Annotated in this window: 21 protein-coding genes; 12 read left to right on the top strand and 9 right to left on the bottom strand. The window is 72.6% G+C overall.

Annotated features, from left to right (window positions below):
• Positions 1-76 precede the first annotated feature (76 nt).
• Positions 77-1,735 carry an AtzH-like domain-containing protein gene (locus QRN23_RS01690; protein ID WP_285062240.1) on the bottom strand — a complete coding sequence of 553 codons (1,659 nt, stop codon included), beginning with the start codon at positions 1,733-1,735 and terminating at the stop codon, positions 77-79.
• On the bottom strand, positions 1,728-2,873 hold the full coding sequence (locus QRN23_RS01685) for an acetamidase/formamidase family protein (protein ID WP_285062239.1): 1,146 nt from the start codon (positions 2,871-2,873) through the stop codon (positions 1,728-1,730). The genes QRN23_RS01690 and QRN23_RS01685 overlap by 8 nt, the downstream gene beginning before the upstream one ends.
• Before the next feature lie 113 nt (positions 2,874-2,986).
• On the opposite strand from QRN23_RS01685, the gene pucL reads away from it, so the two are divergent.
• Both pucL and QRN23_RS01675 read left to right on the top strand, forming a co-directional pair.
• Positions 2,987-3,880, top strand: coding sequence for a factor-independent urate hydroxylase (gene pucL / locus QRN23_RS01680; RefSeq protein ID WP_056043854.1), 894 nt, complete (start codon positions 2,987-2,989; stop codon positions 3,878-3,880).
• Between the two features lie 50 nt (positions 3,881-3,930).
• Positions 3,931-4,407: a nucleoside deaminase gene (locus QRN23_RS01675; RefSeq protein ID WP_267659226.1), complete on the top strand. Its 477-nt coding sequence runs from the start codon at positions 3,931-3,933 to the stop codon at positions 4,405-4,407.
• An 18-nt stretch (positions 4,408-4,425) separates the two neighbouring features.
• Here QRN23_RS01675 and uraH read toward each other — a convergent pair whose 3' ends face one another.
• Both uraH and uraD read right to left on the bottom strand, forming a co-directional pair.
• The gene (gene uraH / locus QRN23_RS01670) at positions 4,426-4,752 is read right to left on the bottom strand and encodes a hydroxyisourate hydrolase (RefSeq protein WP_285062236.1); all 327 of its coding nucleotides are present in this window, start codon (positions 4,750-4,752) and stop codon (positions 4,426-4,428) included.
• Positions 4,749-5,387 (bottom strand): 2-oxo-4-hydroxy-4-carboxy-5-ureidoimidazoline decarboxylase, encoded by a 639-nt coding sequence (uraD, locus tag QRN23_RS01665; protein WP_285062235.1) that lies wholly within the window; start codon positions 5,385-5,387, stop codon positions 4,749-4,751. The genes uraH and uraD overlap by 4 nt, the downstream gene beginning before the upstream one ends.
• 348 nt (positions 5,388-5,735) lie before the next feature.
• On the opposite strand from uraD, the gene QRN23_RS01660 reads away from it, so the two are divergent.
• Positions 5,736-6,671: an FAD binding domain-containing protein gene (locus QRN23_RS01660; RefSeq protein WP_285062233.1), complete on the top strand. Its 936-nt coding sequence runs from the start codon at positions 5,736-5,738 to the stop codon at positions 6,669-6,671.
• Positions 6,668-9,439 (top strand): molybdopterin-dependent oxidoreductase, encoded by a 2,772-nt coding sequence (locus QRN23_RS01655; protein WP_285062232.1) that lies wholly within the window; start codon positions 6,668-6,670, stop codon positions 9,437-9,439. Before QRN23_RS01660 ends, QRN23_RS01655 begins: the two co-directional genes overlap by 4 nt.
• A gap of 132 nt (positions 9,440-9,571) precedes the next feature.
• On the opposite strand, the gene QRN23_RS01650 is transcribed toward QRN23_RS01655, so the two are convergent.
• From QRN23_RS01650 to QRN23_RS01635, 4 genes are all read right to left on the bottom strand, one after another.
• Complete coding sequence (locus tag QRN23_RS01650) at positions 9,572-11,026, bottom strand: nucleobase:cation symporter-2 family protein (protein WP_082460076.1); 1,455 nt, start codon at positions 11,024-11,026, stop codon at positions 9,572-9,574.
• A gap of 346 nt (positions 11,027-11,372) precedes the next feature.
• Positions 11,373-12,212, bottom strand: coding sequence for a 5'-methylthioadenosine/S-adenosylhomocysteine nucleosidase (gene mtnN, locus QRN23_RS01645; RefSeq protein WP_285062231.1), 840 nt, complete (start codon positions 12,210-12,212; stop codon positions 11,373-11,375).
• Positions 12,209-12,661, bottom strand: coding sequence for an S-ribosylhomocysteine lyase (locus tag QRN23_RS01640; protein ID WP_043597358.1), 453 nt, complete (start codon positions 12,659-12,661; stop codon positions 12,209-12,211). Before QRN23_RS01640 ends, mtnN begins: the two co-directional genes overlap by 4 nt.
• Before the next feature lie 447 nt (positions 12,662-13,108).
• A complete protein-coding gene (locus QRN23_RS01635) occupies positions 13,109-14,038 on the bottom strand; it encodes an aldo/keto reductase (RefSeq protein ID WP_285062230.1) in 930 nt (309 codons plus the stop codon).
• 130 nt (positions 14,039-14,168) lie between these two features.
• Between QRN23_RS01635 and QRN23_RS01630 the strand changes: the two genes are divergently transcribed.
• The 6 genes from QRN23_RS01630 (at position 14,169) to QRN23_RS01605 (ending at position 21,709) form a co-directional block, all read left to right on the top strand.
• Positions 14,169-14,648, top strand: coding sequence for an SRPBCC family protein (locus QRN23_RS01630; RefSeq protein ID WP_056043870.1), 480 nt, complete (start codon positions 14,169-14,171; stop codon positions 14,646-14,648).
• A 121-nt stretch (positions 14,649-14,769) separates the two neighbouring features.
• Complete coding sequence (locus tag QRN23_RS01625) at positions 14,770-15,768, top strand: LacI family DNA-binding transcriptional regulator (protein WP_285062229.1); 999 nt, start codon at positions 14,770-14,772, stop codon at positions 15,766-15,768.
• A 248-nt stretch (positions 15,769-16,016) separates the two neighbouring features.
• The gene (locus QRN23_RS01620; protein ID WP_285062227.1) at positions 16,017-18,215 is read left to right on the top strand and encodes a beta-galactosidase; all 2,199 of its coding nucleotides are present in this window, start codon (positions 16,017-16,019) and stop codon (positions 18,213-18,215) included.
• Between the two features lie 158 nt (positions 18,216-18,373).
• On the top strand, positions 18,374-19,729 hold the full coding sequence (locus tag QRN23_RS01615) for an ABC transporter substrate-binding protein (RefSeq protein WP_056043877.1): 1,356 nt from the start codon (positions 18,374-18,376) through the stop codon (positions 19,727-19,729).
• 58 nt (positions 19,730-19,787) lie between these two features.
• Complete coding sequence (locus QRN23_RS01610; protein WP_056043881.1) at positions 19,788-20,747, top strand: carbohydrate ABC transporter permease; 960 nt, start codon at positions 19,788-19,790, stop codon at positions 20,745-20,747.
• Positions 20,744-21,709: a carbohydrate ABC transporter permease gene (locus QRN23_RS01605; RefSeq protein ID WP_082460077.1), complete on the top strand. Its 966-nt coding sequence runs from the start codon at positions 20,744-20,746 to the stop codon at positions 21,707-21,709. Before QRN23_RS01610 ends, QRN23_RS01605 begins: the two co-directional genes overlap by 4 nt.
• Positions 21,710-21,844: 135 nt before the next feature.
• Here the strand turns inward: QRN23_RS01605 and QRN23_RS01600 are convergent, their stop codons facing one another.
• Positions 21,845-22,252, bottom strand: a complete 408-nt coding sequence (locus tag QRN23_RS01600; RefSeq protein WP_277959937.1) for an arsenate-mycothiol transferase ArsC — start codon at positions 22,250-22,252, stop codon at positions 21,845-21,847.
• A 126-nt stretch (positions 22,253-22,378) separates the two neighbouring features.
• Between QRN23_RS01600 and QRN23_RS01595 the strand changes: the two genes are divergently transcribed.
• A complete protein-coding gene (locus QRN23_RS01595; RefSeq protein ID WP_082460151.1) occupies positions 22,379-22,921 on the top strand; it encodes an RNA polymerase sigma factor in 543 nt (180 codons plus the stop codon).
• Complete coding sequence (locus tag QRN23_RS01590; RefSeq protein WP_216844447.1) at positions 22,911-24,164, top strand: hypothetical protein; 1,254 nt, start codon at positions 22,911-22,913, stop codon at positions 24,162-24,164. The genes QRN23_RS01595 and QRN23_RS01590 overlap by 11 nt, the downstream gene beginning before the upstream one ends.
• Positions 24,165-24,202 lie beyond the last annotated feature (38 nt).

Raw genomic sequence — 24,202 nt, 5'->3', positions numbered from 1 at the left:
CGCGTTTCACCCGTCCCACCCTACGCAACCCGTGTTTCAACCAGGTGAACTCGTCGGGCACAGGCCGGGGCGGGCATCAGGTCGCCCAGGTCGCCGCGAGATCGAGCAGGGACAGGTCCGCCCCGCGGGGGCCCACGAGGCACAGCCCGACGGGCGCGCTCCGCCCGGAGGCGAGCGGCACCTCGAGGACCGGCGCCGACACGGCGGGGGCGCCGAGCACGCCGGCGATGCAGGTCAGCCCGAGGGTCGCCGAGCGCACGGCGTCCACCTCGGCAGCGGTCGCACCGAGCGCGGGCGCGGCCGAGGACGCGCTGGGCAGGAGCAGCACCCGGCCGTCGAGCAGGGCCTCGAGACGACGACGTTCGTGGCCGAGGGCGACCCGCGCCTCCTCGGCCTGCCCGGGCGAGACCGTCGCGCCGAACGCGAAGCGGGCCGACACGTCGGCGGCGAGCTCGCCCGGGTGCTCGGTGATCCAGTCGCCGTCGGACTGCCAGGCCTCGAAGGCCTGCAGCACGCGGAACAGCTCGAAGAGGTGGGCGACGTCGCCCAGCACGACCTCCTCGGGACGCTCGACCCGCCCCGCGGCGGTCGCCTCGTCGAGAGCCCTCACGAACTCGGCGCGCACGCCGGGCTCGACCGTCGCGAGCACCCGCGGATCGACGACGTACGACGGCTCGACCGACACCTGGTCGGCCAGGGGCAGCGATGCCCGGGCCGCCCGACGGAGGGTGTCGACCTCGCGGGTCAGCCAGCCGACCGTGTCGAAGCTCGGCGCGAGCGGGAGCAGCCCGGCGCGATCGACCGCCCCGTGGGTGGTGCGGATGCCCCAGAGCCCCTGGTAGGACGCGGGCACGCGGAGCGATCCGCCGGTGTCGGTGCCCAGGGCGATGCTCACCTGCCCGAGGGCCACGGCCGCCGCCGGGCCACTGGTCGAGCCGCCGGGGATCGCACCCGGCACGGCCGGGTTGGGAGGGGTGCCGTAGGCCGAGTTGCGTCCGGCGATGCTGTACGCGAACTCGTCGGTCTGCGCGATGCCGCGCAGGTCGGCCCCGGCGTCGAGCAGGTGCTGCACCGCGGCCGCGTGCCGGGACTCGGGGGCCGCACCCGCGAGCCGGGCAGGCACGCCGGCCCCGATCGCGTGGCCTGCGACCGCGAACAAGTCCTTCACGGCGACCGTCTCGCCCGAGAGGGCAGGAGGCGCCGTGCCGGTCGGGTCGTCCCCTCGGCTTCCCGAGACGAGCGGCTCGCCCACGACCCGCCAGACCCGGCGGTCGATCGCCGGCGGCGACGCCTGCACCTGGGCCGAGGCGATCCGCCAGGAGCGGGCACCCCCCGGGCCGGCATCCGGATCGCGGCGCCAGAGCTGCGTGACGACACCACGACCCCCGGCGGCCGGGGCGTTGACCGACACGACGGTCGCCACGTCGGCGGTGACGACCTGGACGTGGCACTCGACCACCCGTCGCACAGGGCCGGACCCGCGCCTCGCCCGGAAGGCCGTGATCGCGTCGTGCCCCACCAGCAGCCCACCGGCGTCGGCGCGCATGACGGTGGCGGTCGGTTCGAAGGCCGCGGCGAGCGCGGCCTGGTCGTCGGCGGCGAGTGCGCGCTCGTAGGCGTCGAACGCCTCGAGCAGGCCGTCGGGCAGCTCGCCTTCGACCGAGGTGGGGACGGTGCCCGAGCCGACCCGCGCCTCCTCGGGGCCGAGCAGGTCGGTGGGCGTCGCGTCAGCCACCGAAGTCCGCCTTGCGGATGCGGGCGTGGACGCCCTTGACGAGGTCGACGACCTGCGAGATGTCGAAGTCGGTCGCCGCCGAGAGGTAGGCGTAGGCGAGGCTGCGGTCCATGCCGTAGCGGGCCTCGAGCAGGTCGATCGCCGCTCGGACGCAGGCGCGGACCGCCTCGTCGAGGTCTTCGTCGAGGCCGGTCGGCACCAGCGACTCGGCGGTCTTGGCGAGCGGCCCGGAGATCTCGCCGAACATCGCCACGGCCTCGGCGCGCGGCACCAGGTCGAACCGGACGGTCACGCGCAGGCTGGCCTCCATCGCGGTGAGCGCGACCTCGCCGTCGCCCTGGGCGAAGTGCGGGTCGCCGACGTAGGCGAGCGCCCCGGGCACCTGGACCGGCAGGTGCAGGGACGCACCCTCGGTCAGGAGGGCGATGTCGACGTTGCCCCCGTGAGGACCCGGTGGCACCGAGTGCGGTCGCTCGTCGCCCGCGACGGCGACCCCCATGATGCCGAGGAACGGGTGCAGCGGGAACCGCACCGTGTGGCCGGCACCGGGCACGAGCGGCAACGTGCCGACCAGGGAGCCGTCGGGTTCGTGGTCGACGGCCGCGAAGACGCTGACCGGATCGGCGCCGAGCGGGAACTCGCCGGCGAGGGCCCCGCGACCGTGGCGGTTGGAGATGACGCCGTACGGCACGCGAGGTGTCGCGTCGAGCAGGGTCATCGTGACGACGTCGCCGGGCTGGGCACCGCGGATCGCGATGGGGCCCGTCACGACGTGCGGGCCGTCGGCACCCGGATCGCGACCGTGCTGGTCGTCGCTCGCGGCGGCCAGGGCGACCGCGTCGTCGAGCACGTGCTCGGGGGGCACCCCGTGGCGGGCGAAGAAGGCCCGAGGATCACGGCCCTGGTCGTCGAGCACGCCCTCGTGGCTGAGGGTGTCGATGAGGACGGCCGTGCCCGGGTCGATCGTGAGCACGGGCTCGTCGGAGGCGCAGGGCAAGCGCCCCCACAGGGTCGTGGCGAGTGTCGCCGGCACGTAGGGGAGGGCATCGCCACGGTCGCCGGGCGACAGGGGTTGCAGGATCGGAGTCGCGGGAACGGGGCCCGACGGGGGTGCGGGGGTCGCCTCGGAGATCGCCATGCCCAGCACAGTAGCGAGTGGACGCCTCGTCCCGATAAGCCCCCTGAAACGAGTTGTTCACAAATCGCCGATCGTGAAACAAGTCGTTCACACGGTTGTGTGATCATCGCCGCATGGCGATCATCCTCGGCGACAACCAGTACGGCAAGGCGGAGTCGCGGCTCGTGCGCTTCTACCGCGACGGGCCCCGACACGAGATCCGCGACGTCAACGTCACGACGGCACTGCGGGGCCCCTTCGACGCGGCGTACCTCCGCGGCGACCAGAGTGCCGTCCTGCCGACCGACACCCAGAAGAACACCGCGTTCGCGTTCGCGAAGTCGAAGGGCGTCGAAGCCGTCGAGCGCTTCGGGCTCGAGCTCGCCCGCCACTTCGTGCACGACGTCGAACCCGTGACGGGTGCCCGCATCGAGATCGAGCAGTACGACTGGCAGCGGGCCGTGGTCGACGGCAGCGAGCACGACCACACCTGGCTGCGTTCGGGTCAAGAGGTGCGCACCGCCGCCGTCACGGTCGACGGCACCGGCGAGTACGTCGTGGGCGGGCTGAAAGACCTGGTCCTGCTCAAGTCGACCGGCTCCGAGTTCGCCGGCTTCCTGACCGACGAGTTCACGACCCTGCCCGAGACGCACGACCGGGTCATGGCGACGGCGCTCGACGCGAAGTGGCGCTTCGGCACGACCGACGTCGACTGGGAGGCCACGTACGCCGAGGTCAAGCGCCTGATGGTCCGCGAGTTCGCCACCCTGCAGTCGCTCGCCCTGCAGCAGACCCTGTGGCACATGGGCACGGCCGTCCTCGAGGCGATCCCCTCGATCGTCGAGGTGCGCCTGAAGGCACCGAACAAGCACCACTTCGCCTACGACCTGTCGCCCTTCGGCCTCGAGAACCCGGGCGAGGTCTTCTGGGCCGCCGATCGCCCGTACGGTCTGATCGAGGCGACCGTGCTGCGCGACGACGCCCCGCCGGCCCACGACGCGTGGCGCGCCTCCGCGGGTCTCGCATGAGCCTCGTCGAGCCGAACCGCCCCACCCCCGCCCCACCCCGAGGAGACACCGTGACCGACGCCGACGACGCCCGCTGGCTGGCCCGCACCATCGAACTGGCCGTCGAGAACGTCGCGAACGGGGGCGGACCGTTCGGGGCCGTCATCGTGCGGGGTGACGAACTCGTGGCCGAGGGTCGGAACCGCGTGACGGCCGACCTCGACCCCACGGCACACGCCGAGGTGACCGCGATCCGGGCGGCGTGCCGGGCGGTCGGCGACTTCTCCCTCGCCGGCACGACCCTCTACACCTCGTGCGAACCGTGCCCGCTGTGCCTCTCGGCGTCGCTCTGGGCCAGGGTCGACCGGGTCGTGTACGCCGCGGACCGGCACGACGCCGCGCGAGGCGGTTTCGACGACCTCGAGTTCTACGAACTGTTCGCGCGCGACCGGTCGACCTGGGACCTCCCCGTCGACGAGGTGCGCCCGGCGAACGCACCGGCGCCGTTCGAGGCGTGGGCGAGCCACGACCACCGCACCGACTACTGAGCCGTCGTGCGAGGGGGGTCAGCTGCCGCGGTAGGTCGAGTACGCGAACGGGCTGAGCAGCACGGGCACGTGGTAGTGGCTCGACTCGTCGGCGAGGGTGAAGTCGATGGTCACCCGCGGGTAGAACGTGTCACGCCCGGCCGCCGCGAAGTAGGCGGCGGTCTCGAAGACCAGCCGGTAGTCGGCGGCGGGCAAGGCGTCCGGGCCGAGTTCGGGCACGCGCCCGTCGGCGTTCGTGACGCCGGTGGCGAGTTCGCTGCCCCGTGCGTCGTAGAGCGCGACGGGGACGGCGGCGGCCGGACGGCCCAGTGCGGCGTCGAGGACGTGCGTCGTGACGTGGCTCATGCTCGGGCCTCGTCGTGGCCGGCGGACGCCGACCCGGCGGGTGCCGACCCGGCGGACGCCGACCCGGCGGGTGCCGACCCGGCGGGTGCCGACCCGGCGGGTGCCGATCCGGCGGGTGCCGATCCGGCGGGTGCCGACCCGGCGGGTGCCGACCCGGCGAAGGTCGACTGCAGCCGCAGCAGGGCGATGTCGCGCAGCTCGGCTCCGACGATGCGCAGCTCGGTGTCGTCGTCGAGCCCGAGCCGGCGGTGCAGCTCACCCACGATCTCGGCCCGGCTCCGACCGGCGGCACGGATCAGGAACACCCGGTCGAAGCGCTGCTCGTACGCCGCGTTGCCCTCGACCAGCAGCTGCGCGAGGGTCTCGTCGTCGGCGTCGGCCGCCGAACCCTGCTCGCGTCGGCTGAACTCCTGGGCGGCCCCGTCGCCGACCGGCTTCTCGCCGATCCGCGGGTGGTGTGCCATCGCCTCGTCGATCTCGGCGGCGCTGAGCGGCGTCGCCGCGGCGGCCGCGACCGTGATCAGGGCGTCGGCGTCGGCGAACGGCGACTGCGCGGCGACGTCGTCGGCCCACCGCTCGACGTTCAGGGCGGCCAGCAGGTGCGAACGCAGGGTGGCGTCGTCGAGCTCGATCATGACGCACACCCTAGCGACGGTGCTCCGAGGCGACGGGCACGGCTGGCCGACCCGCGCCTCCCGGGCGTCGGGCGACGCGGCACCCAGGCGCGCCGGGCCGGGCGGCCGCTCGCACCACGTCCGCGTCCGCTCGCACCACGTCCGCGTCGTGGAACCACCCGCGAGCGTGGTTCGACCACACGACGGTGGTGCGACCCCGTCCCCGGCCCTCGCCGCGGCCCCGGCTCCCGTCCCGGCCCTCCACCCGACGCGGCTGCGGTGTCGGCGGCTCCGCGCCGGGGCCGGTCGTTCGACGCCGAGCGAGCCGACACATGCTCGAAACCCCGGTCGTGCAGAGTGGGGTCTCCCATGGACCTGACCACCGTTCGAGAGATCCGCACCCCCTCACGCCGCGACGAGATCGTCTTCGCGCCCGGCGAGCGCCCCCTCGGCGGCGGCACGTGGCTGTTCTCGGAGCGGCAGCCCGGGCTGACCGGCCTGGTCGACCTGACCTCGCTCGGGTGGACGCCGGTCGAGCGCGGAGTCGACGTCGACGGCGGTGGCGACGTCCTCCGCGTCGCCGCCACCTGCACCATCGCCGAGCTGTTGCGACTGCCCGCCGACGACGACTGGGTCGCCCACCCGCTCGTCGACCAGTGCGCGAACTCGTTGCTCGCCTCGTTCAAGATCTGGAACGTCGCGACGGTCGGCGGCAACGTCGCCCTCGGGCTGCCGGCCGGCGCCATGACGTCGCTGATGGCCACGCTCGACGCCACGGCCGCCGTCTGGACGACCGACGGCGGCGAGCGCCGCCAGCCCGTGTCCACCTTCGTCACCGGAGTGGTGCAGAACACCCTCGAGCCGGGTGAGGTGCTGCGCACCCTCGAGGTGCCGCTCGGGTCCCTGCGCTCCCGCACCGGGTTCCGGCGCATCTCGCTGAGCCCCCTGGGCCGCTCGGGCACGCTGGTCACGGCCCGGCTCGGCCTCGACGGCGACTTCGTGGTCACGATCACGGCGGGGACGACCCGTCCCGTCCAGCTGCGCTTCGACGAGGTGCCCGGCGAGCGGGCCCTGGCGGACGCTCTCGGCCGCATCGACTGCTGGTACTCCGACCCCCACGGAGACCCCGACTGGCGCCGCGCGATGAGCGCCCGCTTCGCCGACGAGTTGCGGGTCGAGCTCGGACGGCCCGCCACCGACGCACCGGTGCGACCCGCGCGCGAGTCGACCCACGACCCGCGCAGCGCGGCAGCCCGCGCGAGGCGGACGCCGCCCACCACCACGACCCCCGGAGGCGCGCGATGACCCCGAGACACGTCACGTTCGAGGTCGACGGCCTCCCGCTCGACGCCGACGTCGACCCCGGCCAGGTGCTGCGGACGGTGCTGCGCGAGCACGGCGTCCACTCGGTCAAGAAGGGCTGCGACGCGGGCGACTGCGGCGCGTGCTCGGTGCTGGTCGACGGCGAACCCGTACACTCGTGCATCTATCCCGCGCACCGGCTCGAGGGCCGGGCCGTGACGACGGCGGCCGGTCTCGGCACCCCCGAGCACCCCCACCCCGTGCAGCAGGCGTTCGCCGACGCGGCCGGGTTCCAGTGCGGCTTCTGCACGGCCGGCATGGTGGTGACGGCCTCGACGTTCACCGAGGCCGACGGGGACGACCTCCCGCGCCTCCTGAAGGGCAACCTCTGCCGGTGCACGGGGTACCGGGCGATCGGAGACGCGATCTGCGGCGTCTCGAACACGGTGGCCCCGGCCGACGGCGAGGCGGCCGGTCGGTCGGTGAAGGCCCCGGCGGCCCTGCGCGTGGCGGCCGGCAGCGAGCCGTACACGCTCGACTTCCGCAGCACGACGAAGCTGCTGCACCTCGCCGTGCTCGGCAGCCCGCACCCCCACGCCCGCATCACCTCGATCGACACGAGTGCCGCCGAGGCGCTGCCCGGCGTGCACCTGGTGTTGACCCACCGCGACTCCCCCGCGACGTTGTTCTCGACCGGTCGCCACGAGGACCGCGAGGACGACCCGGACGACGGCCTGGTCCTCGACCCCGTGCTGCGGTTCCGTGGTCAGCGCGTCGCCGCGGTCGTCGCGGACGACGTCCGCACGGCGACGAACGCCCTGGCCGCGATCGTGGTCGAGTACGAACCGTTGCCCGCCGTGTTCGACCCCGAGACGGCGCGTTCCCCCGGGGCCCCACTGCTGCACGGCGAGAAGACCGTCGAGGCGTCGCGCATCGCGTTCCCCGAGCGCAACACCGTGGCCGCGATGCACGACGAGACGGGCGACGTCGAGGCCGGCCTGGCGCAGGCCGACGCCGTCGTCGAGGGCACCTGGCGCACGCAGCGCGTCTCGCACGGCGCCCTCGAGACGCACGCCTCTCGAGGCTGGCTCGACGACGACGGGCGCCTCGTCGTCCGCACGGCGAGCCAGGTGCCGTTCCTCGTGCGGGACGAGCTGGCCCACGTCTTCGGACTGCCGCAGGAACAGGTCCGGGTCTTCGCCGCCCGCGTGGGCGGCGGTTTCGGGGGCAAGCAAGAGCTCATCACCGAAGACCTCGTCGCCCTCGCCGTGCTGCGCACCGGTCGACCCGTGCAGTACGAGTTCACCCGCGAGGACGAGTTCACGATCGCGCCGACCCGCCACCCGATGCGCGTCCGCGTGCGCGTCGGCGCGACGAGCGACGGGGTGCTGACCGCGCTGCACGTCGACCAGCTGATGGACACGGGCGCCTACGGCAACCACGGCGTCGGCGTGATGTACCACTCGGTGCACGAGTCGACGAGCGTCTACCGCTGTCCGAACAAGCGCGTGGACGCCGAGTCGGTCTACACGAACAACCTGCCCTCGGGGGCGTTCCGCGGGTACGGGCTGGGGCAGGTCGTCTTCGCCGTCGAGTCCGCGATGGACGAACTGGCCCGCGAGCTCGGCATCGACCCGTTCGAGCTGCGCCGCCGCAACGTGATCGTCCCCGGCGACCCGATGGTGGTCACCGACCCCGACGAAGAGAGCGATCTGCTGATCGGCAGCTACGGTCTCGACCAGTGCCTCGACCTGGTCGAGCAGGCGCTGGAGTCCCCTGCCCCCGAGGGCGCGCCTCCTGCCCCCGTAGGCCCGACCTGGGTCACCGGGCGCGGCATGGCGCTGGCCATGATCGCGACGATCCCGCCACGCGGTCACTTCGCCGACACCTCGATCGAGCTGCTGCCCGACGGCCGCTACGACATCGGCGTCGGCACGGCCGAGTTCGGCAACGGGACGACGACCGTGCACACCCAGCTCGTCGCCTCGGCGCTCGGCACCACGCCCGACCGGGTCGTCGTCCGGCAGTCCGACACCGACGTGGCCCGGTACGACACGGGCGCGTACGGGTCGGCCGGCGTCGTCGTCGCCGGCAAGGCCCTGCTCGCCGCCGCCCACAAGCTACGAGCGGCGATGGTCGACCGCGCGCTGGCGATCGCCGGAGGCGCGGGTCACGCCGTCGACACCGGCACCGCCCCCGAGGTGGTCGCGGGCGGCGTCGTGGTGCGGGTCGGCCCCGGTGTCGACGCGACCGTCCTGGTGTCCGGCGACCGGCTGCTGGCCGACGGTCCGCTCACCGCCGACGGTTCCCACGACGGCACCCCACGCTCGGTGGCGTTCAACGTGCACGGCTTCGAGGTCGCCGTCGACCGGGCGAGCGGCGAGGTGCGCCTGCTGCGCTCGGTGCAGGCGGCGGACGCCGGCGTCGTGCTGAACCCCGAGCAGTTGCGGGGGCAGGTCGAGGGCGGCACGGCGCAGGCGATCGGCACGGCCCTCTACGAAGAGATGATGCTCGACGACGAAGGTCGCGTGCTGACGACGGCGTTCCGCAACTACCGGATGCCCAAGTTCGGCGACGTGCCCCAGACCGAGGTGCACTTCGCGACCACGCACGACGACCTCGGTCCACTCGGCGCCAAGTCGATGAGCGAGGCGCCGTACAACCCGGTGGCACCCGCCCTGGCCAACGCGATCCGCGACGCCCTCGGCGTGCGGCCCCACGAACTGCCGATGTCGCGCGACCGCCTCTGGCGCCTCGCCGGCGGTCGCTGAGCCGGGCAGAGCGGGGCGGGCCGGGGCCGGACCACGCGTCGCACCACCGAGTGAACGTCGCACCGCCGACATGCGCGGTGCGACGTTCACTCGGTGGTGCGACGCGAGCGCGGGCTGGACCGGGGCCCGGGCTCAGCCCTCGCGCTCGGTCGCTCCGGCCGGTGCCGCGGGCCCGCGCACGGCGTCGTGCGCCGACACGTCACGGTCCGCACCCTCGTCGCGCGCCTGCATCCGCGGCGAGTTGAGCAGCAGGTTCAGCAGCACGGCGACGATCGCGCCGGCGCTGATGCCCGAGTCGAAGACGATCGTGAACCAGGTCGGGAACTGCGCGTAGATCTCGGGGCTGACCGTCGGCAGCAGGCTCACGCCCAGCGCGACCGCCACGATCAGGATGTTCGAGTTCGTGAACCGCACCTTCGACAGCGTCCGGATGCCGCTCGCTGCGACCATGCCGAACAGCGCGACGCCCGCCCCGCCGAGCACCGCCACGGGCACGCCCTCGACGACGGCCCCGAGCGCGGGCACCAACCCGAGCACCACGAGGATGCCCCCCGCCAGCGTCGCCACGTACCGCGACTTCACACCGGTGATGCTGACCAGGCCGACGTTCTGCGCGAACGCGGTGTACGGGAACGTGTTGAAGACGCCGCCGATGACGGTCGACAGGCCGTCGGCCCGCAGCCCGTCGGCCAGTCGTCGCGGCGTCACCGGGCGGTCGACGATCTCGCCCACCGCGATGATGTCGCCGGTGGTCTCGGTCATGATCACCAGGCCGACGATGCACATCGACACGATCGCGCTCACCGGGAAGGTCGGCAGCCCGAAGTGGAACGGCAGGGCGAGCCCGAACCAGGCGCTCTCGCCCACTCCGCTCCAGTCGGTCAGCCCGAACGGCCACGCGACGAGGGTGCCGACGACGAGCCCCAGCAGGATCGACAGGCGGCGGAGCGCAGGAGGCGCGAACCGCTCGATCAGGATGATCAGCAGCAGGGTGCCCGCCGCGAAGGCGACGTCGAGCGGGCGTCCGAAGTCGTCGGAACCCGCGCCTCCTCCGACCCAGCCGGCGGCGACGTCCATGAGCGAGACGCCGATGATCAGGATGACCGTGCCCGTGACGATCGGCGGGAAGAACCGCACCAGCTTCGAGAAGAACGGGGCGAGCAGCATCATGAAGACGCCGCTCGCGATGACCGAGCCGTAGATGGCCGTGATGCCGTACTCGCCGCCGATCACGATCATCGGTCCGACGGCGGCGAAGGTGCAGCCCTGCATCAGGGGCAGCCGCACCCCGAAGCGCCAGAACCCGACGGACTGCACGATCGTCGCGATGCCGGCCACGAACAGGTCGGCGCTGATCAGGTAGGCGATGTCGCCGGGCTCGAGCTGGCCCATGCCGACCAGCGCTCCGCCGACGATGAGGGGCACGGCGACCGCCCCGGCGTACATCGCGAGCACGTGCTGCAGGCCGAGTGGGAAGAGCCTCCGCAGCGGGGGGACGCGGTCGACGGGGTGTGTCGTCTCGGGCGGCCCGGCGGTCGCGACCGGGGAAGCGGGCGGCTCGGGTGACTCGGGCGAGGACTGTGACATCGGGACTCCTGATCGTGGGGATGTCGGGTGGTCGCCGCCAGCGTACGAAACGCGCGTTTCGTCGCGACGGCACGCGTGTTTCAGGCTCGTGTCGTCAGCGGGGTGGATGCGCTCGGTGCCGCTCGTGCCGATGCACCCGCCTCCGAACGATGCACCCACGAGCAAGCGGGTGCATCGTTCGACACCGGGTGCATCGAGAAGGAGGCGCGGGCTGGCGGCCGAGGAGCGCGACGGCAGCCGGCGCCGTCACCAGGCGACGCGGGCGCGGCGCGGCGCCGCGCAGCGCCGCACCGCGCGGTAGCCAGCGCAGCGCAGCCGGCGCAGCGCGGCCGGCGCAGCCCGTCGCTCAGCGCGCGGTGATCGCCCGCACGAGGTGCATCGTGACGTCCGCCGATCGCCCCGCCGTCAGGGCGAGGTTCTCGTCGTGCACGTCGTGGGCGTCCGGACCGGCGAGGTCGCTGATGCCGCGCACCGAGACGAACGGCACGTGGTGGACGTGGCAGGTCTGCGCGATCGCCATCGACTCCATGTCGACGGCGTCCACGTCGACGACGTCGGCGAAGGCGCTGCGCACGCCGATCACGCGCTCGGCGGTCATGAACGCGTCGCTCGACGCGATCAACCCCGGGCGCACGGCCCACGGACCACCGGCCGTGCCGTCCGACCCGGCCGACGTCTCGCCCGAGCCGGCCGACGTGTCGGACGGGACGGACGTGTCGTACGCGACCGCCGCCTCCATCAGGGACTCGTCGGCGTGGAAGCTGGCCGGCATCCCGGGGACCTGCCCCAGCCGGTAGCCGAACACGCGCGCGTCGGCGTCGAGGTTGACGTACTCCGAGCCCGCGACGACGTCGCCGATCTCGATGCCGGCGCCCATGCCCGCGGCGGTGCCGGCGCTGATCACGGTCGGCACGACACCCTCGAGCGAACCGGCTCGCACGATGGCCGACGTGGCCGCTCCGGCGGCGTTGACGAACCCGATGCCGCTCTGCACGAGCAGCAGCTCGACCCCGTCGATCTCGACGACCCGCTGCAGCGACCCGCCGACGGCGACCGGCTCGTCGACGCGCGACGCCCGGGAGACGAACGGCGCCGCCTCGTCGGCCATCGCCACGACGACGATGATCGGGGGGACGGCGACCACCGCGACCCCGTCGGCCGGAGGCGCGGCGTGCGTCCCGCTCATCGGGTGACGGTCGACCACTCGTCGCGGGCCGCGAGGAAGTCGCGGGCGACGCCCTGGGCACCCTCGAGCGTGTGGTTGGCGCCCCAGCCGCACTGGACCTCGTTGGCCGCGGGGACCTCGGTCGCGGTGGTGATGTCGGTGAGGGTGCCCTCGATCAGCGACAGGACGTCGTCCATCGCGGGATCGCCCTGCAGGATCAGGTAGAAACCGGTCTGGCAGCCCATCGGCGAGAAGTCGATGACGTCGCCGGAGCGGTTGCGGGAGTGCTCGGCGAAGAGGTGCTCGAGCGAGTGGACCGACGCCATGTCGAGGTGAGCCTCGTTCGGCTGGGTGAACCGGACGTCGAACTTGGTGATGACGTCGCCGTGCGGCAACGTCTTCTGGTCGGCGACGCGCACGTAGGGCGCGGCGACGGTGCGGTGGTCGAGGTTGAACGACTCGACGTTCATCTTGGGCTGGGTCACGATGGTCCCTTCGGGGTGCGGACGGGGCGCGGGAGGCACCTCGGTCTCTGCACCGATCTCTGCGTCCCAACGCCCTGTCGACCCTAGGACATTCCCTCCGTGCCGGTCGGAGTGTGACCCCGCATGCGGCCCGCTGCCCCGCCGCTCCGCCGCTCGGCCGCTCGGCCGCTCGGCCTGCCACCCCGCCACCCCGCCACGAAGTAAACAACCCGCCACGCAAAAAGATGGCGGCGTGTTTACTTCGTGGCGGTGTGTTTACTTCGTGGCGGCGAGCGGGGGGAAAGGGATGGGGGCGGACCGGCGGGCGCAGCGCAGCCCAGGCCAGCGCAGGGCAGCCCAGCCCAGCGCAGCGCAGCGCAGCGCAGCGCAGCGCAGCGCAGCGCAGCGCAGCGCAGGGCAGCGCAGGGCAGCGCAGCGCGCTACGGCAGCGCGCTACGGCAGCGTGTGCCCGGCGGCCGTGAAGAGCCGGTACCACTCGGGCCGGGTCAGCGGCACGTCCGACCCCGCGGCGCTGTCGCGGAGGTGCGCGACGCTCGTCGTGCCGAGCACGACCTGCATCTCGGCCGGGTGCCGGGTGATCCAGGCGACCGGGATCGCCGACGTCGGCACGTCGTACTTCGCGGCGAGCTCGTCGATGACGTCGTTGAGCTCGGGGTAGCCGTCGCGGTCGCCGAGGAACACTCCGTCGAAGAAGCCCTTCTGGAACGGCGACCAGGCCTGCAGGGTCATGTCGTTGAGGCGGCTGTAGTCGAGGATGCCGTTGTCGCGGTCGACGGACTGGTCGAGCCCCGCCATGTTGGCCGCGACGCCCGCGGCGATCAGCGGAGCGTGGGTGATGCTGAGCTGCACCTGGTTGACGATCAGCGGCTGCGTCACGCTGCGCTTCAGCAGCTCGACCTGGCCGGGCGTGTGGTTCGAGACGCCGAAGTGGCGCACCTTGCCGGAGGCGTGCAGCTGGTCGAAGGCGGCGGCCACCTCGTCGGGCTCGACGAGGGCGTCGGGCCGGTGCAGCAGCAGCACGTCGAGGCGGTCGGTGTGCAGGGCGGCGAGCGAGGCGTCGACCGACTCGAGGATGTGCTCGGTCGAGAAGTCCCAGAAGCCGTCACGGATGCCGACCTTGCTCTGCAGCTGGATCGCGTCGCGCTCGGACGAGGTCATGGTGACGGCGTCGCCGAAGCGCTGCTCGCAGTGGTGGGGGTGGTCGCCGTACACGTCGGCGTGGTCGAAGAAGTCGATGCCGAGGTCTCGGGCCTCGGCCACGAGTTCACGGATCGCGTCGTCGGTCATGCCCGAGATGCGCATGAGCCCGAGGACGATGGTCGAGGCGGGGCGGTCGGTGGTGGGTAACGTCGTCGTCTTCACGCTGCCAGTCTGCTCTCGTCCGGCGTCCCCGGGAGCCGACCCGCGCCTCCTGGGGGGACGGTCAGGAGGCGCGGGGCGCCTGGGGAGGACCCGTCCCGTCGTTCGCGCCCTCCGTTCCGAACCCCCCGGCATGACCGTCACCGCGAGCGCGAGCACCGCGCGCGTCGCCGCCGCTCCGCTCGACCGGGCGTGGAGCATCGCGACGCCGCTGACCCCCGTCGGGTTCTATCCGCGGGCGGGGGTGATCCCGGCCGTCGTGGCCGTCCACGACCAGACCGGCCCGTGGGACGCCGTGGGGCGCACCCGTCGGCTCGAGCTGTCGGACGGCAGCAGCGTCGTCGAGAGCCTCGTGCGCGTGGAGCCCGACGGGGTCTTCGTCTACGAGCTCAGCGAGTTCACCGGGCTGCTCGGGCGGCTGGTGACGGGCGGCCGCGCGGACTGGAGCTACCGGGCGACCCCGAGCGGGCGCACGCGGGTCGACTGGACCTACTCGTTCTTCGCCCGACCGGGGCGCGGGGCGATCGTGCGCGGGATCGTGCGCTTCGCCTGGGCGCCGTACATGCGCCGCGTGCTCGTCGGCATCACCCGCGAGATCGAGCGCACCGCCTAGCCGGGCGCGTCCACACCCGGGCTCGTCCACGTCCCGGGCTCGTCCACGCCCCGGGCTCGCCCACGCCCCGGGCTCGCCCCCGGGCGGGGCACGGGCCTCCGGGCACCGCTACCCTCGGGGCATGAAGGACGCCACGATCTACGACGTGGCGAAGCGCGCGGGCGTCTCGCACCAGACCGTCAGCAGGTTCCTGCGGGGGTTCGAGGGCATCCGTCCCGCCACCCGCGAGAAGGTCGAGCAGGCCCTCGCCGAGCTCGAGTACCGCCCCAACTCGGCGGCCCGGTACCTGCGCCTGCAGCGGACGAACCGCATCGGGCTGCTCGCCGACAACATGCACCAGTCGGGGCCCGCCCGCACGATCGCCGGGGCCACGGAGGCCGCGCGTTCGCTCGGCTACGTCACCGACATCGTCTCGATGGACGGCGGCGACGAGCGCTCGGTCGACGACGCCCTCGACCTGATGCTCGGGCAGCAGATCGCCGGCATCGTCGTGACCGCGCAGACCGCCGTCGCCCGGTCGGCGCTCGAACGCCGGGCGATCTCGGTGCCCGTGGCGCGTGACTTCGGGCTGATGGTCGAGGGCACCACCGAGTCGATCAACGAGCACGCCGGCCGGGTCGCGGCCGAGCACCTCGTGGGCCTCGGCCACCGCCGTGTGGCCTACGTCGCCGGGCCGGACCAGTGGCTGGCCGCCCGCGAGCGCGCCGACGGGTTCCGCCAGGCGGTGACCGGGTCCGGAGGCGCGGTGGCGGTCACCGACGTCGGCGACTGGTCCGCGGCGGCCGGCTACGACATCGGGCTGCGACTGGCCGCCCGGACGGACGACTTCACCGCCATCGCCGTCGCGAACGACGCCATGGCGATGGGGCTGCTCGCCGCCCTCGCCGCCGAGGGCGTCTCGGTGCCGCACGAGGTCAGCGTGGTCGGCAACGACGACACTCCCGAGGCGCGGTTCATGGTGCCGTCGCTCTCCACCGTGGCACTCGACTTCGGCTTCGAGGGGGCACACGTGATGACGTCGCTGATCGCCCACATCGAGGGACGCAGCCCCGACACGGCCAGCCGCCTGCCGGTGCCGTCCCTCGTCGCGCGCGCCTCGACCGCACCCGCGCGCGGCTGACGCCCCCGGGCGCGGGCCCATCGGCGCAGGCCCACCGGCGCAGGCCGAGCCGCGCGGGCCGACCCGCGCCTCCCCCCTCGGGGACCCGTCGACGACGGGGTCTTGCGCAGGTGGCGGCTCGTGGGTTACGTTCTCCGCAGACGCCGATGTTATCGACAACATCCACCGAACATCGATCGACGTCCCGAGCACGCGCGGGACGACGTCGGCGGTCGCCACCGCAGCCGACACACACGAACGGGTCAACGATGACTTCTGCTCCACGCCACTCCGGGGTGCTCTTCGGAGCCGCCTACTACGCCGAGTACCAGCAGGCGGGCACCCTCGACCGCGACCTCGACCTGATGGTCGAGGCGGGCTTCACGGTGATCCGCGTGGGCGAGTCGGTCTGGTCGACGTGGGAGCCGCGCGAGGGCGAGTTCGACCTCGACTGGCTCCAGCCCGTGCTCGACGGCGCCCACGCCCGCGGCATCGCGGTGGTGCTCGGCACCCCGACCTACGCGGTGCCGCCGTGGCTGCAGGTGCGCCACCCCGAGATCGCCGCCGAGCGGACGACCGGCGTGCGCGCCGGCTGGGGCGCCCGCCAGGAGATGGACCAGAGCCACCCCGCCTACCGCTTCTACGCCGAGCGCGTCGTGCGCAAGGTCGTCGAGCGCTACGCGCAGCACCCCGCCGTGATCGGTTGGCAGGTCGACAACGAGCCCGGCAACGAGCGCCCGCGCAACGACCAGGTCTTCGACCGCTTCGTGGCCTGGCTGCAGCGCAAGTACGGCACCGTCGAGCGCCTGAACGAGGAGTGGGGCCTGGTCTACTGGTCGCACCGGCTGACCGAGTGGTCGCAGCTCTGGCGTCCCGACGGCAACGTGCAGCCGCAGTACGACCTCGAGTGGCGGCGCTTCCAGGGCGAGCTGGCCGACGAGCTGATCGCCTGGCAGGCCGACGTCGTCCGCGAGTACGCCCGCGACGACCAGTTCGTCACCACCTGCATCTCGTACTCGCGCCCGCAGGTCGCCGACGAGCGGCTCGTCGAGAGCCTCGACGTCACCGCCGGGAACCCGTACTACAAGATGCAGGACGGCCTGACGCTCGGCGTCGAGGTGCCCCGCGAGGCCGGCTGGTGGCACACCGGCGTCTGGGCCCTGCAGCAGTGGGGCGACCGGGCGTTCTCGTCGGCGCAGGCCCCCTTCCTCGTCACCGAGACCAACGCGCAGTCGATCGGCGGCCCCTGGCAGAACCACCCGCCGTTCGACGGGCAGATCAAGCAGGCCGCGCTCGCGCTCGTCTCCCGCGGTGCCCGCATGGTCGAGTACTGGCACTGGCACACGCTGCACTTCGGCGTCGAGACCTACTGGGGCGGCGTGCTGCCGCACAGCCAGCGTCCCGGTCGCATCCACCGCGAGGTCTCGGCCCTGGGCGCCACGCTCAAGGCGGTCGGCGGCGCCGTCGACGGCCTCGAGCCCGACGCCGACGTGCTGATGCTCTGGTCGACCGAGACCAAGTGGTCGTTCGAGACGTACCCGCCGCTGGCCCTGCCCGACGGCACCCCCGACCCGGAGTCGTACCTCCACCTGTTCGACGCGCACTACCGCGGGCTCGCCGAGGCGGGCGTGCAGGTGCGCATCCAGCACGTGACACAGTTCCTCGCCGCCGACCCGGCCGAGCTGGCCGCGGCGCACCCCGTGCTCGTCGTGCCGGCGCTGTACGTCGTCGACGACGCCACGCTCACCGCGCTCACCGCGTACGCCGAGGCGGGCGGCCACCTGGTGGTCGGCATCCGCACGGCCTACGGCGACGAGCTCGCCCGCGCCCGCCGCGACCCGGCACCCGCCCGGCTCTCGGGCCCCGCGGGGGTCTGGTACGAGGAGTACACCAACCTCGACCACCCCCTCGCCGTCCACGTCGCGGACGCCGGCACCGCCGAGCGCACCGACGGCACGACCGCAGGAGGCGCGGGCGCGGCCACCGAGGACGTCACCGCCCCGGCCTCCCCCGCCGACGCACCCTTCGTCCTCGAGCCGGGCTCCGCCGGCACCCGCTGGGCCGACGTCCTGCACGTCGAGGACGCCACCGTCGTGCTGCGGGCCGCGCCGACCGAGATCGGGGCCGACGCGATGCTGACGACCCGCGCCTCCGGAGCCGGCCGCGTCAGCTACGTCGCGACCGTGCCCAACCCCGAGCTCTCGCGCTCGATCGCCCGGTGGCTCGTGCCCGCCACGGCGGCGGGCACGTGGGCGGCGACCGAGACGGTCACGGTCACCACCGGTTCACGGGCCGGAGCCCCCGGGCTCGCGTTCGTGTCGAACTGGTCGGCCCACGAGGGAACGGTCACCACGCCCTCCGCGGTGCGCGACCTCGAGACCCGGGAGGTCGTCGCCGCCGGCACCACCGTGACCCTCGCCCCGCGCGCGGCCCACGTGTACGAGCTCGTCGACGCCGACGCCTCGTAGGGGGCCCGACCCGGCCTCCCCGACCCGGCCGCCCGACCCGCACGACGTCCCCCGCAGCACCCGGCCCGCACCACCCCACCCCACCGACCCGCACCACGTCCCCCCTGCACCACCCGATCCCCCACACCACTCCCCCACCCCCTCGAGGAAGAACCACCATGAAGAGAAAGACCACAGCAAAGGCGCTCGTGTCACTCGCCGTCGTGTCGGCGTTCGTGCTGACCGGCTGCGCCCCGTCCGGCGGAGGCGCGGGTGGCGGTGGCGACACCGCGCCCGTCTCGCAGGCCGACATCGACAAGGCCATGGACACCGACACGACCCTCACCTTCTGGACCTGGGTGCCCGACGTCCAGAAGGAGGTCGACCTGTTCGAGGCCAAGTACCCGAAGATCAAGGTCGACGTCGTCAACGTGGGCACCGGCACCGCGCAGTACCCGAAGCTGCGGACGGCCCTGAAGGCCGGCAAGGGCGCACCCGACGTCGCCCAGATCGAGTACCAGTACATCCCGTCCTTCCGCCAGACCGGCAGCCTCGTCGACCTGACCCCCTACGGAGGCGCGGACCTCGAGTCGAAGTACGTCCCGTGGGTCTGGAACCAGGTCGCGGACGACACCGGCGTCTGGTCGGTGCCGCAGGACTCGGGCCCGCTCGGCAACCTCTACCGCTCGGACATCTACGAGCAGGCGGGGCTGACGGAGGCGCCCGAGACCTGGGCCGACTTCGCGACCGACGCGCAGACGATCAAGGACAAGACGGACTCGTACATCTCGAACCTGCCCGGCAACGACCCCGGCCAGATCGTCGGGCTGTTCTGGCAGGCCGGCGCCAAGCCGTTCTCGTACGACGGCGACAAGACCGTCGGCATCGACCTCGACTCGACCGAGACGCAGAAGGTCGTCACGTTCTGGCAGGACCTGATCGACAAGGACCTCGTCTCGACCGACGCCGACTTCAACGACGCCTGGTACCAGGGCTTCTCGTCGGGCAAGTACGCCAGCTGGCAGACCGCCGCCTGGGGCCCCGTCTTCCTGCAGGGCACGGCCGCGAACACGAGCGGCAAGTGGACCGCCGCGAAGATCCCGCAGTGGAAGGCCGGTGAGGACGTCTCGGGCAACTGGGGCGGATCGAGCGACGCCGTCATCACGGGCACGCAGAACCCGATCGCCGCGGCCGAGTTCAGCAAGTTCCTGAACAGCGACCCCGAGTCGACCCTCGCCTTCGCGAACGAGCAGTTCCTGTTCCCGACGACGACCGACACCCTCTCGAGCAGCGACTTCACCGACACCGCCTCGGACTTCTACGGCGGCCAGAAGGTCAACGAGCTCTTCGCCGGCGTCTCGGACACGGTCAGCACCGACTTCCAGTGGCTGCCGTTCATGGACTACGTCTACTCGAGCTTCAACGACACGCTCGGCAAGGCGATCGCCGACCACTCCGACCTCTCCGCCGCCCTCACGGCGTGGCAGGACGACGTCACCGCCTACGCGAAGCAGCAGGGCTTCACCGTCAAGTAGCGCTCACGGGGTGCCGCCCGCCCTCGGGCGGCACCCCCTCGGCCCGGCAAGGAGCCCCATGTCCACCTCCGTCACCCCTCGTCGAGACGCGACCCGCGCCTCCTCGTCCCGTCAGCCCGCCACCCCGCGGCGCACGAGCTCGCTGCACCGACCGCAGCTCGTCGCGGCCTGGGCCCTGGCGATCCCGTTCCTGCTCGTCTTCGCGGCGATGTTCCTCGTGCCGCTCGGCTACGCGGGCTACCTGAGCACCTTCACCTCGCAGCTCGTCGGCGGTCAGGTCTTCTCGGGCCTCGCCAACTACAGCCGCGCACTGAACGACCCGAGCTTCTGGGCCGGCCTCGGGCGGGTCGCGCTGTTCCTCTTCGTACAGGTGCCGATCATGCTCGTGATCGCCCTGTTCGTCGCCCTCGCCCTCGACACCGGCCGGGTGGCCGGCAGCAAGTTCGTCCGCCTCGCGATCTTCGTGCCGTACGCCGTGCCCGGCGTCGTCGCGACGCTGATGTGGGGCTACCTCTACGGCCGCGAGTCCGGCCTGATCGCCCAGGTGATCAGCGGAGTCGGCCTCACGCCGCCCGACCTGCTGTCGCCGCAGAACGTCCTCGGCAGCACGATGAACATCGTCAGCTGGGAGTTCATCGGCTACAACATGATCGTGCTGTACGCCGCCCTGCGCAGCGTGCCGACCGAGATGTACGAGGCCGCCGAGATCGACGGCGCCGGGCCCTGGCGGGTGGCGTGGAGCATCAAGATCCCGGCGATCCGCTCGGCGATCCTGCTGACCGTGATCTTCTCGGTGATCGGGTCGTTCCAGCTCTTCAACGAGCCCAACCTGCTCTACAGCATCGCGCCCAACGCGATCGGGTCGGACTTCACCCCGAACCTCTACGCGTACAACGTCGCGTTCAAGAACCAGGACGTCAACTACGCCGCGGCCATCGCCTTCCTGCTCGGGTTCCTCATCATGATCATCAGCTACGTGGTGCAGCTCGCCACCTCACGCAAGGAGCGACTGTCGTGACGATCGCACCCGCCCCCGTCGACACCGCCGGGGCCACGTCCGTCGACCGTCCCGTCCGCCGCCTCGAGGGCTCGGGAGGCGCGGGCAATCGCCGTCCGCGACGTCGCGTCGAGCGGTCCAAGCGCAAGACGCCGATCCTCACCGTGATCCTCTGGATCACGCTGGCGTACTTCCTGCTGCCGCTGGTGTGGTTGGCGATCCAGGCGACGAAGACCAACGGCGACATCTTCTCGACGTTCGGCCTGGCCTTCGGCCGCACCTTCGCCCTGGGCGACAACCTGGCGCAGCTGTTCACGTTCCAGGACGGCATCTTCGTGCAGTGGATGGGCAACACGGTGCTCTACGCCGTGGTCAGCTCGGTCGGTGCGGCGGTGCTCGCCACGATGTGCGGCTACTCGCTGGCCAAGTACGTCTTCAAGGGCAGGTCGTTCGTCTTCGGGCTGATCCTCGGGGCGGTCATGGTGCCGCTGACGGCGCTGGCGATCCCGACCTACCTGCTGTTCAGCGCGGCGAACCTCGTCGACACCCCGTGGGCGATCATCCTGCCGTCGCTGGTCAGCCCGTTCGGCGTCTACCTGATGCGCGTCTACGCGAGCGAGGCGGTCGACGACAGCCTGCTCGAGGCGGCCCGCATCGACGGGGCCGGCGAACTGCGGATCTTCCTGACGATCGCGTCCCGGCTGCTCGCGCCGGGCATCGTCACGGTGCTGCTGTTCGCCCTGGTCTCGACCTGGAACAACTACTTCCTGCCGCTGATCATGCTGAACGACCCGTCGCTGTTCCCGGCGACGGTCGGCCTGGCGCAGTGGCAGCAGGCGGCGACCGGCGGCGGCGGCGCCCAGGTGCTGTTCTCGACCGTGCTGACCGGGTCGTTCGTGTCGATCCTGCCGCTGGTCGTGGCGTTCCTGTTCCTCCAGCGCTTCTGGCAGTCCGGCCTGAGCGCCGGCGGCGTCAAGGGGTAGCCGGTCGGACTCCCGCCCCGACCCCCGGTTCACGGTGGAGGTCGGAGCGGGTGGGCCGTGGCCGTGGCAGCGGCGGCCCGGGAGGCGGTGGTGACGTTGAGAGGTCACCACCGCCTCCGTTCGTTCGTCCCGGCGTCAGAGGCGGGCGTGCAGGTCGGCGACGCGGGCGCGGATGTCGTCGCGGACGAGGCGCATGCGCTCCATGCCCTCGACGCCCCGCTCGGACGGTTCGTCGGTGATCCAGGTCTCGAAGCGGGTGCCGGGGACCTCGTGGACCCGCGCCTCCCGACCGAGGACGACGACCACGTCGGCGTCGCGCACCATCTGCTCGGTGAGGGCCTTGGGGTGCTCGTCGCCGAGGTCGATGCCGAGCTCGGCGAGCGACTCGACCGACTGCGCGTTGAGGTCGGTGCCGGGCGTCGTGCCGGCCGACACGACCGTGACGTCGTCGCCGGCGAGGTCACGCATCAGCCCGGCGGCCATCTGCGACTTGCCCCCGTTCTTCTGGCAGACGAACAGGACGGAGGCGCGGGTCTGGGTCATGCGGACACCGTACCGACCCCGGGTGGCCGGGTCCCGTGCCGTCGGGACGCGCCGCCCGCCGATCCGTCGGGGGTCCCGTGTCAGGTTCGCCGGTTCCGCGACACTCCTCTAGTGAAGGGGGTGGACGTGGATCACGACACGGAAGGCGACGACGAGCTCGTCAGACGCACGGTCGGGGGTGACCAGCGGGCGCTGTCGGCCTTGTTCGACCGGCACGCCGCGACGGTGACCCGCTACGCGTGGGCGCTGGCCGCCACCCGGATGGACGTCGAGGAGATCGTGCAGGACACGTTCGTGACCCTTTGGAAGAAGGTCGACCAGATCGACCTGCCCGAGGACTCGCTGCTGCCCTGGTTGCTGGTCGTCTGCCGCAACCACGCCGCCAACCTGCGCCGCAAGCAGGCCCGCGCCGCCACCGACGAACTGCCCGACGACCTCGTCGCCCCGGACCACGGCGAGGAGGCGCGCGACCGGCTGCGCTGGGTCCGCGACGAGATCGACGCCCTCGGCCCGGTCGACCGGCAGATCGTCGAGCTCTGCCTCATCGAGGGGCGCCCCTACGGCGAGGCCGCCGCCCAGGTCGGCCTGAGCATCGGCGCCGTCACCCAACGCGTGTCGCGCACCCGATCGCGACTGAAGAAGAAGGCGGTGATGAACGATGAACTCTGAGCCCCCCACCGGAGACGAGCTGAACCGCATGCTCGTCACGATGAAGCAGAACGTCCTCGAACGCACCACGGAGTCCCCGCGCCGGAAGCGCAACCGGAACCTCGGCCTCGGCCTCGGCCTGGCCGCCCTGCTGGCGATCGGCGGCGGCTCGGGAGCGCTGGCGCTCGGCATGCTGCCCTCGCCGTTCCAGGCGTCGGCTCCGGCCACGCCGACGAGCACGCCCACCCCGACGCCGACGGTCCGGCCGACGGCGACGCCGCGGCCGACGCCGACGGTGGCGCCGGTGGTGGCACCGGTGCCCGCCCTGCCCATCGACTGCGCGACGCTCGCGAGCGGCGTGCGGATGGACCTGTTCATCCCGTCGTCCCTGCAGGGACGGGCCGACCTGCTCCACCCGTTCGACGCCTCCCTCGTCGAGGCCGGGGTGCTCAGGTGCGAGTGGGGCTCGACCGAGCAGCCGTACTCGATCAGCACCGTCTCGGTGTCGCCCGATCGCGAGAGAGGGCTGAGAGCGGTAGGCGACATGCTCGCCAGCGGGGCCCGGCAGGGAGGGGCAGGTGAGGCCTCGGCGGTGTCCTGCACCGCGCAGGGGTGTGAGGCGACCGTCGTGTCGGGCACCTGGTGGCTCGAGTTCTTCACCTCGGACGTCGACGCCACGGACGAGACGGTGTCGATCGAGACGCGAGCCGCGAACGCGTCCGCGGCGCTGACGAGCATGGCCGCGCAGCTCGACGGAGCGTCACCGGCACGCGGTTGGACCCGGCCGACGTCCTCGTGGAGCAGCGTCGACGCCTGCTCGGCCCTGGCCCCGGACGTCCCCCTGGCCGACGTCCTCGGATCCCCCGGCCTCGAGGGTCCGCGAGAACTGCAGTTCGAGTTCCCGGGCGCCATCACCCAGGCCGCCGATCGGACCGTGAAGTGCGACTGGTACGCACCGCCATCGGACGGTGACGCCGACCCGCCGATCAACAGCGTGACCGTGATGGTGTCGTCGGGCAGCGGCTGGGCGGTGGACCGGGTGGACTCGATGGCCCCCCAGGTCGACCGGTCACCGGTCACCGTGGCGGGTGCCGAGAAGGCCGAGTACGTCTGCGTGTACGGCGAGGGCAGCAGCTGCTACGTCAACGTCCTCACCGACAACTCGTGGTTGCAGGTCGGTGCGGGCAATTTCGACCAGGCGGGCTTGCAAGCCCAGCTGGTCGCGGCCGCGGAGGCGATCGTCGCGACGCGTCCCGCGAGCTGACCCGCGCCTCCTGCGCTGCCGTGACCGAGGCACGCGAC

Origin of the sequence: Frigoribacterium sp. ME-P-080, assembly GCF_030209595.1 — a bacterium.
Lineage (GTDB): Bacteria > Actinomycetota > Actinomycetes > Actinomycetales > Microbacteriaceae > Frigoribacterium.
The sequence above is the reverse complement of the archived record's forward strand: the minus strand, read 5'-3'. Positions and strand labels throughout refer to the sequence as shown.

What these genes read in the sequence shown, in the direction of transcription:
- QRN23_RS01625 (WP_285062229.1), top strand. Translation starts at nt 14,770, where the DNA reads ATGAAGGACGCCACGATCTACGACGTGGCGAAGCGCGCGGGCGTCTCG.
- QRN23_RS01630 (WP_056043870.1), top strand. Translation starts at nt 14,169, where the DNA reads ATGACCGTCACCGCGAGCGCGAGCACCGCGCGCGTCGCCGCCGCTCCG.
- QRN23_RS01590 (WP_216844447.1), top strand. Translation starts at nt 22,911, where the DNA reads ATGAACTCTGAGCCCCCCACCGGAGACGAGCTGAACCGCATGCTCGTC.
- QRN23_RS01655 (WP_285062232.1), top strand. Translation starts at nt 6,668, where the DNA reads ATGACCCCGAGACACGTCACGTTCGAGGTCGACGGCCTCCCGCTCGAC.
- QRN23_RS01650 (WP_082460076.1), bottom strand. Translation starts at nt 11,026, where the DNA reads ATGTCACAGTCCTCGCCCGAGTCACCCGAGCCGCCCGCTTCCCCGGTC.
- QRN23_RS01620 (WP_285062227.1), top strand. Translation starts at nt 16,017, where the DNA reads ATGACTTCTGCTCCACGCCACTCCGGGGTGCTCTTCGGAGCCGCCTAC.
- pucL (WP_056043854.1), top strand. Translation starts at nt 2,987, where the DNA reads ATGGCGATCATCCTCGGCGACAACCAGTACGGCAAGGCGGAGTCGCGG.
- QRN23_RS01600 (WP_277959937.1), bottom strand. Translation starts at nt 22,252, where the DNA reads ATGACCCAGACCCGCGCCTCCGTCCTGTTCGTCTGCCAGAAGAACGGG.
- uraD (WP_285062235.1), bottom strand. Translation starts at nt 5,387, where the DNA reads ATGATCGAGCTCGACGACGCCACCCTGCGTTCGCACCTGCTGGCCGCC.
- QRN23_RS01610 (WP_056043881.1), top strand. Translation starts at nt 19,788, where the DNA reads ATGTCCACCTCCGTCACCCCTCGTCGAGACGCGACCCGCGCCTCCTCG.
- QRN23_RS01640 (WP_043597358.1), bottom strand. Translation starts at nt 12,661, where the DNA reads ATGAACGTCGAGTCGTTCAACCTCGACCACCGCACCGTCGCCGCGCCC.
- mtnN (WP_285062231.1), bottom strand. Translation starts at nt 12,212, where the DNA reads ATGAGCGGGACGCACGCCGCGCCTCCGGCCGACGGGGTCGCGGTGGTC.
- QRN23_RS01615 (WP_056043877.1), top strand. Translation starts at nt 18,374, where the DNA reads ATGAAGAGAAAGACCACAGCAAAGGCGCTCGTGTCACTCGCCGTCGTG.
- QRN23_RS01685 (WP_285062239.1), bottom strand. Translation starts at nt 2,873, where the DNA reads ATGGCGATCTCCGAGGCGACCCCCGCACCCCCGTCGGGCCCCGTTCCC.
- uraH (WP_285062236.1), bottom strand. Translation starts at nt 4,752, where the DNA reads ATGAGCCACGTCACGACGCACGTCCTCGACGCCGCACTGGGCCGTCCG.
- QRN23_RS01660 (WP_285062233.1), top strand. Translation starts at nt 5,736, where the DNA reads ATGGACCTGACCACCGTTCGAGAGATCCGCACCCCCTCACGCCGCGAC.